This window comes from Hymenobacter terricola (assembly GCF_017921975.2).
Classification (GTDB): Bacteria; Bacteroidota; Bacteroidia; order Cytophagales; family Hymenobacteraceae; genus Hymenobacter; species Hymenobacter terricola.
The window spans coordinates 1-16,483 of record NZ_JAGEMO020000018.1; the positions used below are offsets into that span (position 1 = coordinate 1).

Annotated in this window: 15 protein-coding genes, 1 tRNA gene and 1 rRNA gene; 4 read left to right on the forward strand and 13 right to left on the reverse strand. The window is 58.7% G+C overall.

Features of this window, described 5'->3' with window-relative positions; all coding sequences use genetic code 11:
* The 6 genes from J4G38_RS14185 to J4G38_RS14210 all read right to left on the reverse strand — a co-directional run.
* A 16S ribosomal RNA gene (locus tag J4G38_RS14185) occupies nt 1-77 on the reverse strand; the annotation flags it as partial.
* A 1,108-nt stretch (nt 78-1,185) separates the two neighbouring features.
* Nucleotides 1,186-2,454, reverse strand: coding sequence for an adenylosuccinate synthase (locus tag J4G38_RS14190; protein WP_210518455.1), 1,269 nt, complete (start codon nt 2,452-2,454; stop codon nt 1,186-1,188).
* A 141-nt stretch (nt 2,455-2,595) separates the two neighbouring features.
* Complete coding sequence (locus J4G38_RS14195) at nt 2,596-2,946, reverse strand: STAS domain-containing protein (RefSeq protein ID WP_210518457.1); 351 nt, start codon at nt 2,944-2,946, stop codon at nt 2,596-2,598.
* Complete coding sequence (locus J4G38_RS14200; RefSeq protein ID WP_210518744.1) at nt 2,943-3,419, reverse strand: Fur family transcriptional regulator; 477 nt, start codon at nt 3,417-3,419, stop codon at nt 2,943-2,945. Before J4G38_RS14200 ends, J4G38_RS14195 begins: the two co-directional genes overlap by 4 nt.
* A 209-nt stretch (nt 3,420-3,628) precedes the next feature.
* Nucleotides 3,629-3,961, reverse strand: a complete 333-nt coding sequence (locus J4G38_RS14205; RefSeq protein ID WP_226163423.1) for a CHY zinc finger protein — start codon at nt 3,959-3,961, stop codon at nt 3,629-3,631.
* A 2-nt stretch (nt 3,962-3,963) separates the two neighbouring features.
* Nucleotides 3,964-6,162 carry a RelA/SpoT family protein gene (locus J4G38_RS14210; RefSeq protein WP_210518459.1) on the reverse strand — a complete coding sequence of 733 codons (2,199 nt, stop codon included), beginning with the start codon at nt 6,160-6,162 and terminating at the stop codon, nt 3,964-3,966.
* Nucleotides 6,163-6,302: 140 nt separating this feature from the next.
* On the opposite strand from J4G38_RS14210, the gene J4G38_RS14215 reads away from it, so the two are divergent.
* The 3 genes from J4G38_RS14215 (at nt 6,303) to J4G38_RS14225 (ending at nt 8,652) form a co-directional block, all read left to right on the forward strand.
* Nucleotides 6,303-6,384 (forward strand) — tRNA-Leu (locus J4G38_RS14215).
* Between the two features lie 88 nt (nt 6,385-6,472).
* On the forward strand, nt 6,473-7,801 hold the full coding sequence (gene tig, locus J4G38_RS14220; RefSeq protein WP_210518461.1) for a trigger factor: 1,329 nt from the start codon (nt 6,473-6,475) through the stop codon (nt 7,799-7,801).
* Nucleotides 7,802-7,944: 143 nt separating this feature from the next.
* Entirely contained in the window at nt 7,945-8,652 is a 708-nt protein-coding gene (locus J4G38_RS14225; RefSeq protein WP_317198203.1) for a ClpP family protease, read from the forward strand.
* Nucleotides 8,653-8,762: 110 nt separating this feature from the next.
* Here the strand turns inward: J4G38_RS14225 and J4G38_RS14230 are convergent, their stop codons facing one another.
* The 7 genes from J4G38_RS14230 to J4G38_RS29175 all read right to left on the reverse strand — a co-directional run bounded on the left by J4G38_RS14230 (nt 8,763) and on the right by J4G38_RS29175 (nt 15,109).
* The gene (locus J4G38_RS14230) at nt 8,763-10,937 is read right to left on the reverse strand and encodes a prolyl oligopeptidase family serine peptidase (RefSeq protein WP_226163425.1); all 2,175 of its coding nucleotides are present in this window, start codon (nt 10,935-10,937) and stop codon (nt 8,763-8,765) included.
* 423 nt (nt 10,938-11,360) lie between these two features.
* Nucleotides 11,361-11,648, reverse strand: coding sequence for an outer membrane beta-barrel protein (locus J4G38_RS14235; RefSeq protein WP_210518465.1), 288 nt, complete (start codon nt 11,646-11,648; stop codon nt 11,361-11,363).
* Nucleotides 11,612-11,785, reverse strand: coding sequence for a response regulator transcription factor (locus J4G38_RS14240; RefSeq protein WP_210518467.1), 174 nt, complete (start codon nt 11,783-11,785; stop codon nt 11,612-11,614). The genes J4G38_RS14235 and J4G38_RS14240 overlap by 37 nt, the downstream gene beginning before the upstream one ends.
* Nucleotides 11,772-12,752 carry a sensor histidine kinase gene (locus J4G38_RS14245; RefSeq protein WP_210518469.1) on the reverse strand — a complete coding sequence of 327 codons (981 nt, stop codon included), beginning with the start codon at nt 12,750-12,752 and terminating at the stop codon, nt 11,772-11,774. Before J4G38_RS14245 ends, J4G38_RS14240 begins: the two co-directional genes overlap by 14 nt.
* Entirely contained in the window at nt 12,701-14,506 is a 1,806-nt protein-coding gene (locus J4G38_RS28985) for a ligand-binding sensor domain-containing protein (RefSeq protein WP_210518472.1), read from the reverse strand. Before J4G38_RS28985 ends, J4G38_RS14245 begins: the two co-directional genes overlap by 52 nt.
* The gene (locus J4G38_RS14255) at nt 14,437-14,805 is read right to left on the reverse strand and encodes a two-component regulator propeller domain-containing protein (RefSeq protein WP_226163428.1); all 369 of its coding nucleotides are present in this window, start codon (nt 14,803-14,805) and stop codon (nt 14,437-14,439) included. The genes J4G38_RS28985 and J4G38_RS14255 overlap by 70 nt, the downstream gene beginning before the upstream one ends.
* A complete protein-coding gene (locus J4G38_RS29175; RefSeq protein WP_394371041.1) occupies nt 14,750-15,109 on the reverse strand; it encodes a two-component regulator propeller domain-containing protein in 360 nt (119 codons plus the stop codon). Before J4G38_RS29175 ends, J4G38_RS14255 begins: the two co-directional genes overlap by 56 nt.
* A gap of 89 nt (nt 15,110-15,198) precedes the next feature.
* Between J4G38_RS29175 and clpX the strand changes: the two genes are divergently transcribed.
* The gene (clpX, locus tag J4G38_RS14265; RefSeq protein WP_210518478.1) at nt 15,199-16,422 is read left to right on the forward strand and encodes an ATP-dependent Clp protease ATP-binding subunit ClpX; all 1,224 of its coding nucleotides are present in this window, start codon (nt 15,199-15,201) and stop codon (nt 16,420-16,422) included.
* Nucleotides 16,423-16,483: the final 61 nt, after the last annotated feature.

Sequence of the window (16,483 nt, forward strand, 5' to 3'; positions counted from 1 at the left end):
GCTAAAGACCGTTCGACTTGCATGTATTAGGCCTGCCGCTAGCGTTCATCCTGAGCCAAGATCAAACTCTCCATTGTATAAATTCCTGCACCTATTCGAAAATAGGCTGATGTCGAGTGCTGACCTTGCTCACATATTGACGTTATCGTCTAATTCGTTTCGCTTGGTTTATTCCACAGTGTCCTTTTCTCGAGAGAAAAATAACAAGTGAAACACTTACTATTTTGTTTGTTTCCGTCATTCAAAGAACGTGTGTTACTTCCATTCGAAGTAACAGTGTGAGTTGCGATTCAACTCCTTATGTTGATAAAGCAATGCACTAATTGTCATGGGAGTGCAAAAATACCAACTTCTTTTTACCCGATAAACACTAACGCGTTTTTTAAAAAAATTCGTTGATGTTTTCAAATTCAATTGCTTCCTATTGAGGCAGATATTTTGTTGCTATTCAAAACGTTAAACTCATTTCGTGTTTGGCTTTGTTCGTTTTGGGAGTGCAAAGGTAGAATATTTTTCTGAATCGACAAGTTTTAAGCGAAAAAAATTTTAGAATATTTTTGCTGCGCTTTTCAATTCTCGATGCCTCCTGTTGAAGCGGGGGTGCAAAGGTACGGTGACCTTTTTCGGTTTTGCAAGTTGTTTGAAAAATAAATCTTCAGTCCTTGTTTTCCGTCGCGGCATAATAGGACAAGCCTATCAACACTTGAGTTCCACACTTTTTCAGATTTTGCCTTAAGCTTGCGTTTCAGGGCTACCCATGGTCCGTTTGACGTTTTGGGACTGCAAAGGTAGAAGGACTTTGGGCAGCGGCAAGGGGGTATTCAACTAAATAGTTGGAAAAGGGTTATAAGTAGCTGATTGCTGGGATTAAAAAAAGTAGCTCAGCATTTGTTTTAATATTGACAAAGCGCATTTCAAAGTCGATTGGGGAATGAATCAGCTCGGTTATTGGCCATGGACTGGCCGGTAGTTTCTCCCGAAAATGCCGGTGGCATAGCTTCTACCGTTGCACACGGCAACAGCTATTCCCCTTTGTGACAGGCGGGGCAAGTGAATGGTTTGAGGTTTTTTTTCGCAAAAAAGTGCCGTGGTAAAGCCCCTACCCCACTGGGAAAGCTGTACCACGGCGCTTTTCTGTTGAAGCCTTTAAGCTTCGATTGCCTGTTTTTGCCTCTGGCGGGTGACTTAGCGGTGCAGAGTACTTACTCTGTCGGGGCCAACGCTGACAATGCGGATGGGAACCTGGAGCTCACGCTCCAGGAAATCGAGATAGGATTGAAGGTTGGCAGGGAGTTGAGCGGCGTCGGTAATGGCAGTTAGGTCGGTGTGCCAGCCGGGAAGGGTGACGTATTCGGGAGTAATGGTGGTGAGTTCGCCGGGGTCGGGAAGCCGGGGGGTACTTTCACCAGTGGCGGTGCGGTAGTGAGTGCAGGCCTGGATTTCGGTGAAAGTGTCGAGGACGTCGGCTTTCATGAGGTGAAGTTCGGTAACGCCGTTGAGCATGATGGCGTAGCGGAGGGCAGGCAAGTCTATCCAGCCGGTGCGGCGGGGGCGGCCGGTGGTGGAACCGAACTCACGGCCGGCCTGGCGGATTTGCTCGCCCACGGCGTCGTGGAGTTCGGTGGGGAATGGGCCGCTGCCGACGCGGGTGCAGTACGCTTTGGTGATGCCGTATACCTTATCTATATGACGGGGGGCAATGCCGAGGCCGGTGCAGGCGCCGGCGGCGATGGTGCTGGAAGAGGTGACGTAGGGATATGAGCCGAAGTCGATGTCTAATAAGGAACCCTGGGCGCCTTCGGCGAGGATGCGTTTGCCTTGAGTGAGAAGGTCGTTGAGGAGGTATTCGGTATCGGTGAGCTGGAGGGTGCGGAGGAATTCGACGGCGGAGAAGAAGTCGGCTTCAAGCGCTTCGATTTCCAGCGCCTTATTATAGTGTAAAGCGAGCGAGGCGTGCTGGGCAACTGCTTCCTTATAACGGATTTCAAAATCGGGCAGCAGGATGTGGCCGACGCGGAGGCCGACGCGGCCAATTTTATCGGAATAAGTGGGGCCAATGCCTTTGAGGGTACTGCCGATTTTAGAGCCCCCACGGGCTTCCTCGCTGATGCGGTCGAGGGCGCGGTGCGACGGGAGGATGAGCTGGGCTTTTTTGGAAACGTAGAGGTTTTTAGCCCAGTCTACTCCCCTATCGGTGAGCTTTTGGAGTTCCTGGCGGAAGACGATGGGGTCGAGGACGACACCGTTGCCGACAATGTTCAGAATATGGGGATGAAAAATACCGCTGGGCACCTGGTGCAGGACGTGCTTAATGCCGTCGAAGGTGAGGGTGTGGCCAGCGTTGGGGCCGCCCTGGAAGCGGGCTACGGCGTCATAGGTCGGCGCGAGGACGTCTACGATTTTGCCTTTGCCTTCATCGCCCCATTGGAGGCCTACTAATACGTCTACGGGCATGGTACTCTGGGTTGTTGTTTTTGAAAGCAGCGAAAGTGCTTAGCTGGCTGCCTTCGTTGGGAGAAATAATTACGGCGTGTTGGAGTATCGTTCCAAAGCCCTCGGGGGGTGCGGGATGACGAATGACAAAAAACAGCCGCCTTATTGGGCGGCTGGGATGAGTTGCTGGCGGGCGGCGGCCTCGTCGGCGGATACGGTAAAGATATTGTTTAGCTTCGTGACAGCCAGCATCTTCTTGGGATGGTCGGCGGGGTTGATGAGGACCATTTCGCCGCCGCGACTGCGGAATTTGGTGAGGAGCGCAACGAGGACGCCGATGCCGGTGCTGTTGATGTAGCGGATTTCGGAGAGGTCAACGGCGCATTGATTGAGGTCTTCGCCGAGGTGGCTGTTGACGGACTGGAGGAGTTGTTCGGTATCGGGGCTGCCGATGAGGTCGCCGGTGAGGCGAACGAAGAGAATGCCGTTTTGGACGGTGCTGGTGGTGGTCATGCGGGGGTGGCGGAACGGGCGGCAGCCTGGGCGCGACAGTCGCCGCAGATGCCGTACAGATTCAAAGAATGGTGCAAGATATGGAAGTTCAGCAGGTCACCGACCATGGTCTGGATGCCATGGATGCGCGGGTCGCAGAATTCCACCACCTTATGACATTCGGTGCAGATGACGTGGTCGTGCTGGCGGTAGCCGTAGCTTTTCTCGTACTGGGCAAGGTTGCGGCCAAACTGGTGCTTGCTCACGAGGCCTTGCTCCACTAAGAGGTCCAGGGTGTTATACACGGTGGCGCGGCTCACTTGCAGGCCGCGTTCTTTCATGCCGGCGTAGAGTTCTTCAACATCGAAGTGACCAGAGCGGGCGTAGATTTCTTCGAGGATGGCATACCGCTCGCTGGTTTTGCGCAGGCCTTTGTTCTCGAGGTGAGCAGTGAAGAGTTTTTTGACCTCCTCCAACTTATCGGTATTGAGTATGGCCTGGGAGGCGGCGCTGGGGGTGTGCTTGGCAGCGTAGCCCGTTTCGGAAGAGCCGCCCACCCCCTGCCCAGTTTCATCAATTGGCTCAGCGGCCGGGCCTGAGTGCTTGTGAGAAGCTATTGGGGTTGTGTTCACGGTATACTAAAGGTGTAGTGGGCAGGATGGGAAGCCACGGCTAGACAAGCAGCAACAACTGCTTTTGGTTCTTACCGCTCAAAATAGAGGTGGTAATGATTGGCGCAGCCGGGGTTAAAGGCAGCCTGGCAGGCGGGGCATGTATTGTCGCAGCTCAAGTAACCGGCGATGCTGAGTGTGCTTTTGCAGTTGCCGCAGTAAATGGCTTCGGTATGGAATCCCGATTTGGGCCAGACCACAGGCGCGTGGCCGGCAGTTTCGTGGTGGCATTCGATGCAGGCGTAGAAGGCTTCGCAACACTTGAATTTAATGGCAATGATATCCCGCTCGGAGTGATAGTGGGCGCATTGGGTGCGCTCATTCACCTTGGCACCGTGAATGATGATGGGTTCAACAATTTTCACGACTATGAATCAAACCGGTCTACTTGCAGCACGCCATTCACCTTACTCAGCCGCTGAATGAGCTTATTCAAGTGGTCGGTGTCATTCACAAATACCATGATTTGGCCTTCGAAAAAGCCGTCATTGGCGTCGACGGTGATGGAACGCATATTTACCTTCAGGCTGGTGCTGATGATGCGCGTAACGTCGTTGACGATGCCCACGCGGTCGGAGCCCTTCAGGCGAATACCGGCGAGGAAGGCCAGTTCGAGCTGGTCGGTCCATTTGGCGCGCACGATGCGGTTGCCGTAGTTCGACATTAAATCCACGGCGCGGTGGCAGCTGGTGCGGTGGATGATGAGGCCTTGGTCGGTTTCGAAGCCGAACACGTCGTCACCGGGAATAGGGTTGCAGCAGCGGGCAATGCTGTAGTTGAATTTGTCGGTGTGTTCGCCGACGACAAGCATATCGGGGCGCACGCCACGGATTTTCTGCACCTCGTTGTCGAACGTTTTTGGCTCGAGCACGGACGGCAAAGGCTTAGCGGAACTGAAAATCGACTCCCGGATGGAGCGGCCATCAACCTGCCCCACCGCGAGGCGGTAGTAGAAATCCTGAGCGCTGGGCACATTAAAATAGGCCAGCAGACGGTTGAAATTCTCCTGGGTATTGGGCACATTAATGAGTTCCATGCGCTTTTCCAGGATGAAGCGGCCGTCTTCGGCTTTGGCGCGCTTATCATCGCGCAGGAAATCTTTGATTCTGGACCGTGCCTTGGTCGTGATGACGTAATTCAACCACTCCTGCGTGGGGCGCTGCTTGTGCGAGGTCAGGATTTCAACCTGGTCGCCGTTGTGGAGCTGGTAGCTGAGCGGTTCCAGCTTCTGATTGACCTTGGCCCCGAGGCAGTGCAGGCCGATTTCGGAATGGATTTCGAACGCAAAGTCCAGCGCCGTCGCCTTATCTGGCAGAATAACCAGCTTGCCCTTGGGCGTAAAGGCGTAGACCTCCTTCACGAACAAGTTCTGACGAAACTCGTCCATGAATTCGAGCGCACTGGAATTATTGGATTCCAGCATATCGCGCACCTTGTTCACCCAGCCCTCGAGCGAGCTTTCGGGCTGGAGGCTGCCGGTATCTTTATACTTCCAGTGCGCGGCGTAGCCCTTCTCGGCGATGTCGTCCATGCGGCGCGAACGGATTTGCACCTCCACCCACTGCCCGGCGCGCGACATGACGGTGGTGTGCAGGCTTTCGTAGCCATTGGCCTTGGGCGTCGACACCCAGTCGCGCAGGCGGTCCGGGTTTGGCTGGTAGAAATCCGTCACAATGCTATATACCTGCCAGCAAGCCGCTTTTTCCTGCTCCGGCGGCACATCCAGAATCACCCGAATGGCGAACAAATCATACACCTCATCGAAGGTGATGTTCTGCTTCTTGATTTTCTTAAGGATGGAATAAATGCTTTTCGGCCGGCCCTTGATTTCGTAATCGAAGCCCTGTGCCTTCAGTTCCTCATCAATGGGCTGCACAAACTCCTTGATAAAGCGGTTGCGCGTCGCCTGACTCTGCCGCACCTTGGCCTTGATTTCGTTGTACGTCTCCGTATCGGTGAATTTCAGGTACAAATCCTCCAGCTCACTCTTTATAGTATAGAGCCCAAGCCGGTGGGCCAGCGGCGCGTATAGATAGAGCGTTTCCGAAGCAATTTTCAGCTGCTTGTGGCGCGGCATCGAATCCAGGGTCCGCATGTTGTGCAGGCGGTCCGCAATTTTGATAAGAATCACGCGCACGTCCTCGCTCAACGTGAGCAGCATCTTGCGGAAATTCTCCGCCTGCTCGCTCGTGCCGTACTCAAAAACGCCGGAAATTTTCGTCAGCCCATCAATAATCCGGGCAACTTTGGTCCCGAACTCGCGCTCAATATCCGAGATTTCAGTAGGGGTGTCCTCCACCACATCGTGCAGCAGCGCCGCCACAATGCTGGTTGTGCCCAGCCCAATTTCCTCCACCGCAATCTGCGCCACGGCCAGCGGATGCAGGATATACGGCTCGCCCGACTTGCGTCGCATCTCCTTATGGGCCTCCAGGCTCTGGTTGAAGGCTTTTTTGATAAGCTTGGGGTCCCCGTCCTTCAGGTACGGCTTGGCCGTGCGCAACAGGCGGCGGTAGTGGCGCAGGATTTCCTGGCGTTCGGCTTCGGGAGAGATAACGGGAGGCATAATAGGTAAAGTAACAACGCAAGGCGAGAAAAGGTGGCCCGCGGCGCCCTACCAAGGCTAGTTGTTGCCAGGCTTTGCACACAATGGATTTAGCGAGTACCTTTGCGGGCCCATAGCAAACGGCCCATGGGAAAGAGCACGCGGATATGGCGAAATTGGTAGACGTGCCAGACTTAGGATCTGGTGCCGCAAGGCGTGTGGGTTCGAGTCCCTCTATCCGCACTTTCATTTGATGTAGGCCTTCAGTCGTATAGGCTGGAGGCTTTTTTTTCAACCTTTCAACCTGGCCAGCGGAAGCGGGCTCCCTGTTTTGAACATTACCCTCGACAAGAACGACGAGCAGCTGACCGGGCTGCTGACCGTACACCTGACCGAAGCCGACTACACGCCCACCGTCGACAAGCAAATCAAAGAGTACACCAAGCGCGCGCAGGTGAAGGGCTTCCGGCCCGGCATGGTGCCCGTGGGCATGGTGCGCAAAATGTACGGCAAAGGCATTCTGGCCGAGGAAATCAACAAAATGCTGGGCAAGGCCGTGGACTCCTATATCAAGGAGAACAACATCAAGCTGCTGGGCGAGCCGCTGCCCGTGCCGAGCAACGTGGATTTCGACACCGACAAGGACTTCGATTTCTCGTTTGAGCTGGGCCTGCTGCCCGACTTCAGCCTGCCCGCCGAGGGTGCGCTGAACGTGGAGCGCCACCAGGTGACCATCGACGAGGAGACGCTGGCCCAGACCAACGAGCAGATTGCCCGGCAGTACGGCGAGACGACCAACCCCGAGGAATCGGAAGCGGGCGACTACCTCTTCGGCAAGCTGAAAAAGGCCGACGAAGAAGGCGAAGGCCGCACGGTGTTGCTGCCTATTAATAAGGTAACCGGCGACGTGGCGCAGTTCGTGGGCAAAAAAGCGGGCGACTCGATTACGTTCGACCTGCAAGCGGCTTTCGGCAACGACGCGGCGTCGATTTCGAACTTCTCGGGCCTGAGCAAGACGGAAGCCGCGGAGGCCACCGGCGACTACGTGCTGAACGTGGAGAAAGTGAACCGCACGGCGGCCCCCGAATTCAACCAGGAGCTATTCGACAAAGTATTCGGCCCGGAGACAGTTTCTTCGCAGGAAGAGTTTGATGCCAAAGTGCGCGAGACGATTCAGTCGAACTACGACCGCGAGAGCGACGGCGCGCTGAACAACAGCATCGTGGAAAACCTGGTGAACACAGTGGACATCAAGGTGCCCACGGAGTTTTTCAAGAAGTGGCTGGTGCGGGCCAACGAAGGCAAACTGACCCCCGAGAAGGTGGAAGAGCACTACAACGACTACGAGAAGGAGCTGAAGTGGAGCATGATTCGCAACAAGGTGGTGGAAGACGCCGGCCTGCAAGTGAGCAACGAGGAGATTGTGAACCGCACGCTCGATAAAATCATGGGCCAGTTCAACATGCCGAACATGCCCGACGAGATGCGCGAATCGATGCGCAGCTACGCCGACAGCTTCCTCAAGCAGGAGAACGGCAAAAACTACGTGAGCGAGTACGAGGCCATTCTGGCAGAGAAAGTGCTGGAAAACCTGCGCGGCAAAGTTGTTGTTACGGATAAGCCCGTAACGGCCGAAGAATTCCGGACCCTGCACAGCTAATTGCTAAGCAGCCCGATTTTTGGAAAAGCCCTTACTTTGACGAGTAAGGGCTTTTTTGTTGGGGTTTCGCCAACATTCGTTTACTTCGTTCGTCTTTCTAACCTCACCCGTGCAGGCTTTTGCCCGCACCACATTTTTCTCCAATGAATCCATTACTGAATAAGCAGGAGTTTCGCAAGTTTGCCGTGAAGGGCCAGGGGCTCAACGGGCTGGGCGTGGACCAGTATTTGAGCCACATGGAAGGCATTGCCCGGCCGTATGTGAACAACATGACCCGCTCGGTTATCGAGGAGCGTCCGCAGAACTTCCGGGAAATCGACGTGTTTTCGCGCCTCATCATGGACCGGATTGTGTTCCTGGGCACGGCCGTGGACGACTACATCGCCAACATCCTGACGGCCCAAATGCTGTTCCTGGAATCGGCTGATGCCAAAAAAGACATACTGCTGTACATCAACTCGCCCGGTGGCTCGGTGTATGCCGGTTTGGGCATTTACGACACCATGCAGTACGTGAACCCCGACGTGGCCACGATTTGCACCGGCCTCGCGGCTTCGATGGGCGCGGTGTTGCTGGCGGGCGGCGCGGCCAACAAGCGCTCGGCCCTCCCCCACGCCCGCGTGATGATTCACCAGCCGTCGGGTGGTGCGCAGGGGCAGTCGTCAGATATCGAAATCACAGCTCGTGAAATCCTGAAACTGAAGAAGGAGCTGTATGACATTCTGGCGCAGCACACCGGCAAAACCTACCAGGAAATCCACGACAATTCGGACCGCGACTACTGGATGCGCGCCGATGAGGCCAAAGAATACGGCCTGATTGACGAGGTGCTCGAGAAGAAGAAAGCCTAATCACGGATTTAGCCGGAGTTTCCGGATTTCACGGATTAATTGTTTAGCAAAAACGCTCCTGCTGGTTCAGCAGGAGCGTTTTTTGTTTTTGCATAGCCCTTTGAACAGCTTTACTTCACGGCGGTGGCGGTGGGTTGGAAGGCGGGGTGGCCGGCTTGCCAGAGGCCGAAAGCGTACATGTTGGCAAAGTTGCGGAAGGCTACTTTTTTGTCTTCGGTGAAGTGGCCGTTGTCGTAGTTGACTTGCATGAGCACGGGCTTGCCCGAAGTGCTGGCGGCTTGCAGGGCGGCAGCAAGCTTGCCCGGCTGCCAGACGATTACGCGCGGGTCATTCATGCCGCCCACGCAAATGACGGCGGGGTACTTGGTGCCAGGCACAACGTGTTGGAAGGCGTCCATTTCGTAGAGGCCCATGCACTGCACCGAGTCTTTCACGGTGCCGAACTCGGGGGCATTGACGGGGCCGTTGGGAGTGTTTTCAAACCGTAAGGCATTGGAGCAGCTCACGTTGCTGATGGCCGCCGCGAATAAATCGGGCCGCTCGGTGATGGCCCGGCCGATGAGGACGCCGCCCGCGCTGGTGCCCATGCCGATGAGGTGCTGGGGGCTGGTGTACTGGTTCTTCACGAGGTAGTCGCCGCAGGCAATGAAGTCTTTCCAGGTGTTGGGCTTGGTGGTCTGGTAGCCGGCACGGTACCACTTATCGCCTTTTTCGGAACCGCCACGAGGGTGGGTTTGGGCTATAATAATGCCTTGGTTGAGCAGGGCCAGGTTTTGCCGGCTAAAGTACGGAGTGGCCGATATGCCGTAGGCCCCGTAGCCGTTCATCAGGCATACCGCGTTGCCATCTTTTCTCAGGCCTTTGCGGTAAATGAGCGAGAGCGGCACCATCGTGCCGTCGTGGCTCGGCACTTCCAGCTCCACCACCACCAGGTCGGCCACACCGGGATAGTTCATGGGCACGTAGAAGGGGCTGATGGTCAGCTTCTGGCCGGTGGGGTTGTAGTCGTACAGCTTGCCAGGGTCGTTCCAGGAAGTCACGTAGACCAGCGCGTCGTTGTTCTCGGATGGGTTATAGGGTTCGATGCCTACCGTGCCGCGGGTGGGCACCGGCACATCGGCCCACTGCTGGGTGCGGGGGTCGTACTGCCGGAGGTGCTCGTTGATGCCGTCGCTCAGAGTCACGAACAGGTAATCTTTGGTCGACGTCAGGCGGGTGATATTCTGTGCGCCTTCGGGTAGCAGCACTTTGGCGGTGGCGGGGTTGGGCGCGGCCGCGTCGGTAACCAGAACCCGGCCGTTGGGCGCCCCTTTCACGCTGTGCAGGTAGAGCCGGCTGCCTATTTTGAGGTAGCTGTACACGCTGTCGGTGGGCGCGGCCAGGCGCTTCCAGGTAATGGTGGGCTTGCCAAGGTCGGCCGGCGCGGCAAACCAGGCATTGGCGCGGCGGTCAACCGAGCTTAGCTCCCCGTACAGCTGGGTGTAGTCGTTGGAGAAATACAGGATGGGATATTGGTCGGGGCGGATGCCCATGTTTGGGTTTTTAGTCCGCGAAAACAACTCGGGGTCGGCCTTGGGCGAGCTGCCGAGGCGGTGCAGCCGGGCTTTGGTGTTGAGGTTGCCCTGGGGGTCTTTGGGGTCGTTCGAGTTTTGCGGGGTGTAGAGGAAGCCGCTGTTGTCGGGCAGCCAGTCGACCGAGCCGCCGAATACTGCCGGAATGGTTTCGGGGCGAAACGCTTTGGTAGCCACCGTCATGGTGCGCAGGGTCGACAGTTCGGCCCCGCCTTCCTGCAAGCCGATGACCACCAGCTGGCCGTTGGGGCTGGGCGTGAAGGCCGTCATGGCATAGCTTTTCTGCTTGTCGGTGGCCAGCGTCAGGGGGTCGAAGAGGAGCTTTTCGGGGCCGGTTTTGCTCTCGCGTACGTACAGCTTGCCCACTTTCTCGCTGGGCAAGGTTTTGCGGTAGAAGTAGCGGGTGCCGCGCCGCTTGATTTCGCCGTAGCGCACGGCCAGCAGCTTGTCGTAGTCCTCGAAGGTTTTGATGAGCTGGTCGCGGCCCGGAATCTGGTCGAGGGTCTGCACGGTATAGTCGCCCTGGGCTTTGAACCACGCCTGCACCTCGGGGCTTTTCGTGTCTTCGAGCCAGCGGTAATTATCCACCACGGTCTTGCCGAAGTAGGTGTCGGTGACGGGGCGCTTGGGCGTAGCCGGCAGGTTTTGCGCCCAAGCCGGAAGCGAGGCGGCGGTAACGGTCAGGGCTAGCAGGCCCAATAAAATCGTTCTCATAGCAACCGTGGTTTTGGTGAAGAGGTTGGATTGATTGAAAGTAAGCACACACATGGCAGTACGATGCGGAAAAATTATTTATTAAGATAAATAATTTAAAACACCTCACGCACAGCAGCCGGTAGAACCATTCTGCACTGGCAGCTGGCTAATGGTACCGAAGTAGTGGGCGGGGGCGGTGCTGCTGGTCAGGCACCAATCACGGCCATGCGGAGCCGAACCGGCGCGGAGCTAGGCCCGGCTGGGCGCGGCGGAAGTACCGGTATAGCCGTGAAAACCCACCCTTTCGCCAGATGAGGCGTTATAGTTGAGGACGAAAAGACCAGTTCCAGATGTTGAGATTGCAGTTCCATAGTGAGTGCAGAAAGGGGAATTGAAGGAATCAGAAAGTCTTGGTTGGTGGCCCGCCCGGGGCTAAGCGGCTCAGAATTTGGCCGTGAGGCCGATTTTCCGGTAGCTCTGGTCGTAGCCGAGCTCGGCGAAAGCCCCGATATTCTGGGCAAAAAAGTAGCGGCCGCCCACAAACAGGCCTGACGTGACGGCGGTGGAGCTGGCCGTGCCCAGGGAGTTGCCTTCGAAGGAAACCCCGGCGTACCGCATGCCCAGGCCCACTCCGCCATAGGCATCAAACTTGTCGGACACGGGGTAGTGAAGCGCGCCGCGCACCATCACAATCACGTCGGTGTACTTCCACTTGTCGCCGTCGCCCAAATCGTAGCAGGCACTTCGGCCTGGGCCAGGGCCACGCCGACGTAGCCATCGGCGGCCAGCAGCAGACGGTAGCCGGCCGGGGCCAGCGTGGCCCGAATAAATTCGCGAACCTCGTCATTATCCTCAATAACAAGCACGATATCGGCATCCGCTCCGGGCGCTCAGCTCCGAAACCACACCGCCGCTGATGCTTTCCGGCGCATGCGTGCGTTTGATAAAGGAGGGAGCAGCGCTCACTGCTACGCCGCTCGCCACCGCCCGCAGCCCGCGCGGCAGCTGCACCGTGAAGGTGGCGCCCAGGCCCGGCTCGCTGGCCACGGCCACGGTGCCGCCGTGCAGGGCGGCCAGCTCGCGCACCAGCGCCAGGCCGATGCCGGTGCGCTGGCCATCGGCACCGGCGTCATTGGCCTGGTAAAACCGGTCGAAGAGGTGCAGCAATTCTTCGGCATCGATGCCCGAACCGGTGTCGCGCACGGCAACAGCCACGCCGCCCGCCGAGGTGGCCGCCACCGGCGGCAGCTCCGCCACGGTAACGGTGACCATGCCGCCGGCCGGGGTGAAGCGCAGGGCATTAGCCAGCAGGTTGGTGAGGATTTCCTTCAGCTTGCCGGCATCGAACACCAGCAGCACGAGGTCCCAGGGGGTTTCGCAGTACAGCATAATCTGGCGGCTTTCGGCGAGGGAGGAAAACGACACCACCAGCTGCCGCGCGGTGGCCGCCGCATCGCCGGAAGCGGGCAGCAGGCGCAGCGCCCCGGCTTCCAGCTTGCTCAAATCGAGGAGTTGGTTGATGAGCGTGAGCAGCTTGTGCGCGCTTCGCAGCACCAGGCTGCCCTGCTGGCGCACGGCGGGGTCGGCCGGTTCGGTGGCCAGCACTTCGGCCGGCCCCAGAATGAGGGTGAGCGGGGTACGCAGCTCGTGGCTGATGTTGGTGAAGAAGTTGGTTTTCACCCGGTCCATTTCCTGCAAGTGAAGCAAGGCTTGTTGTTCGAGCTGGCGGTTGGCCCGGTCGCGCTCGCGCACCTTGGTGTAGGCCCGCACGCCGTAAATAATCAGCCCAAACCCGCAGCTATACAGCACGTAGCCCACCAGGTGCGCCACCACGGCGGTCGAATACTGAAGGAAAACGTGGCCGGGCGGGCGCTCCACACGCCTGCTTCGTTGGCGGCTTTCACTTCGAACGTGTAGCTGCCCGGCCCCAGGTTGGTATAGGTGGCGGAAGTGGCCGTGAGGGGCCCGGCCCAGGTCTGCTCGAAGCCCCGCAGCCGGTATTGGTACAGCACTTTCTCGGGGTTGGTCAGGTTCACCCCCACGTAGTCGAACGTGAGGTGATTGAGCCGGGCGGGCAGCGCCATGCCCGGCGCAATAGCCGTGTCTTTGAGGAAGATGCGCAGGCCGGTGAGCTGGGTGAGCGGGGCCACGCGGTTGAACTGGGCGCGGGCGGGGTCGTAGTGCATCAGGCCGTTCACGGTGCCCACCCACAGCCGGCCGCCGGGCTCCAGGAGCACGGAATTTTGGTTGGCCTCCTGGCCCATAAAGCCTTCGTGCAAGCCGTAGCTCACGGTCTGGCCCCGGAGCGGGTAGAAGCAATCGAGGCCGCGGTTGGTGCCCACCCACACCTGCCCCACTTCGTCGCACTGCACGAAGTAGGGGTTGCTGGATTGCAGCCCCACTTCGGGGCCGAAGGCGTGCGTGCGGCCGGTGCCGGGGGAGTAGCTCAACACGCCCTGCCCAATGGTGCCCAGCCACAGCTGCCCGGCTTTTTCTTCCGATATCGAGCCCACGCTCAGGGTTTTGGCCTGCCCGTCTACGCGTTGGAACGTGTCGTGTTCGGTATCAACCCGAATCAGGCCGTGGTCGTCGCTGGCCAGCCACAGCCCACCCGCGTGGTCCCGAAACACCTGCCAGAACACGTCCGAAATCAACCCATTGTGCTTGGTGGTGAAGGTTTTGAACCGGTTCGTGGCCGGGTCGAACACCGTCAGGCCGAAGCCCGGGGTCACCAGCCACACCCAGCCGTGCCGATCTTCGGCAATACTCACCACATTGTGCCCCGCCACGCCGGGCACCTGGTCGAAATAGGTCCGGTGGCCGGTGGCGGGGGTGTAGCGGGCCATCCCATTTTCGCTGCCCACCCAGTTGTTGCCGTGCTGGTCGCGGCAGAGGCAGCGGATGTAGTGGCTGGCCTTGCCCGGCCGCAGCGGCACGGGCCGGCACTGCGGCCCGCCCGGCGGGCCCGGCTGCAGTTCCACCAGCCCAGCGCGGGTGCCCACCCAGTAGCGGCCGGCGCCCACGGCCGGCACTGCCAGCACTTCATTATCCGGAATTCCCTCGGGCTTGCCGCACTGCTCAAACCGCTCATCGGTGGGGTGTTGCGCAATGCCCTGGTCGTGCACAAACCAGATGTTGCCCTCGCGGTCTTTGAGCCGGTCGTTGTTTTCGTTGCTGTCGAGAAAGCTGCGGCTGGCCCGGCAGCGGAAGTGGCTGGCCCCCGCCGGCAATTGGCTGAGGCCGGCCGTGGTGGACCACACGTTGCCGGCGCGGTCCTGCACCACCCGCATCACCGGGATGGCGCACAGGCCTTTGGCCACGCCGTAGCGCCGGGCCCGCCAGGGCCGGGCCGCGGTGCCGGTCCCACTCAGGCGCACCAGGCCCTGGGCCGTGGCGCACCACAGCAGCGTGTCATTCACCCGTTGGAAGTGGTTGATGGCCACGTGCTGCACTTCCGGCGGCAGCACCGGGGCCGGTCCCGCGCGCGGGTTCAGCAGGGTCAGTCCCATGCCCGTGCTCACCCACACCCGGCCGGCAGGGCCGGCCGCCACGTGGCGCACCGAGCGCGAGGACAGGCCTTCCGCCACGCCATAATGGCTAACAATGGTATCCCGGGGCCGCAGTCCAGGCGGAACAAGCCGGCTTCCAGCGTGGCTACCCAGATGGTCTGGCTGGTGGCCGGAAACACGCAATACACGCCGGCCGGGATGCCCAGCCCACGCGGCCGGCAGCGCCGCACCTGCTCATCGGGCCGAACAAAGGACACGCCGCCGTAGTTGTGCCCCATCCATAAGGTGCCGTCGGGGGCGGCGGCCACGTCTTTCACGTGATTACCGGGCAGGCCCTGAACGGTGGAAAGGGTGCGGAATTTTTGCCCGTCGAACACACACCCCGCCCTGGGTGCCGGCCCACAAGTGGCCCTGGCCGTCCTGGCACATGGCGTACACCCTGGTCTGCGGCAAGCCGTTGGCCAGGGTGTAGTCGCGCAACGCCAGGGTTTGCGCGGCAGCCCCGGCAGCAAGCAACCACCGGCCGATAAATAGCGTCCTCAGCAGTATTCTCACCATATCGAACCAGCGTACCGTTACCAAGTAACTACATTGCAATAGCTTCCGTCGTACCAGCAATTGCCGAAAAACTACGCGATATATGCGCAATGCCGTATTGCTAGCCTTCGATGGCGGCACCATTTTTCTGGCCGCAGACGTTGGGCTTGTTGTACCTTTGAGCCCGCTTGTCTGAAAGCCAGCCCCTCCCACCCTATTCTATTCCTCCCTCCGTGGCCGAAATATCCTGTTCCTTTTGCAATAAGAGCAAGCGCGAAGTTGCCGTTATGATTTCGGGCATCAACGCCCACATCTGCGAGAAATGCGTGGGCCAGGCCCAGCACATTCTCGACGAAGAGGCCAAAGCCCAGGATGCCAGCAAGCAGCCCAAGTTCAACCTCATCAAGCCCAAAGCCATCAAGGAACATCTTGACCAATATGTAGTTGGCCAGGACGAAGCCAAGCGCGTGATGGCCGTGGCCGTGTACAACCACTACAAGCGCCTGATGCAGAAGCCCACCGAGGACGAGGTGCAGATTGAAAAGTCGAACATCATCATGGTGGGCGAAACCGGCACCGGCAAAACTTTCCTGGCCCGCATGCTGGCCAAAATCCTGCAAGTGCCCTTCTGCATCGCCGATGCGACCGTCCTCACCGAGGCCGGCTACGTGGGCGAAGACGTGGAAAGCATCCTCACCCGCCTGCTCCAGGCCGCTGACTACAACCTTGAAGCCGCCGAGCGCGGCATCGTGTACATCGACGAAATCGACAAAATTGCCCGCAAGAGCGACAACCCCAGCATCACGCGCGACGTGAGCGGCGAGGGCGTGCAGCAGGCGCTGTTGAAGCTGCTCGAAGGCACCAACATCAACGTGCCGCCCCAGGGCGGCCGCAAGCACCCCGAGCAAAAAATGATTTCGGTGAACACCGAGAACATCCTCTTCATCTGCGGCGGCGCGTTCTCGGGCCTCGACCGCATCATCAAGAGCCGCCTGAACACCAAGCCGATGGGCTTCGCCAAGACGAACCTTGAGGAGCAGGTAGATACCCAGAACTTCCTGCGCTACGTGACGGCTCAGGACATCAAGAGCTTCGGCCTGATTCCCGAGCTGATTGGCCGCCTGCCCGTCCTCACCCACCTCAACCCGCTGGACCGCAGCACCCTCCGCCTGATTCTGACCGAGCCCAAAAACTCGCTCGTGCGCCAGTACAAGCGCCTGTTCGGCATGGAAAACATCGAGCTCAGCTTCACCGAAGATGCGCTGGAATACATCGTGGAGAAGGCCGACGAATACCGCCTCGGCGCGCGCGGCCTGCGCTCCATCTGCGAGAGCATCATGACCGATGCCATGTTCGAAATGCCTTCCGAAGCCGATTCGGACGCGCTGCAGATTAACCTGAGCTACTGCCGCAGCAAGTTCGAGAAGTCGCCGTTGCGCCACATGCGGGCCGCGTAGCCTCCTAACGAAACCTCACCCCGGCCCCCCTCTCCAAAAAAGAGGGGGAACCAGTTCAGCC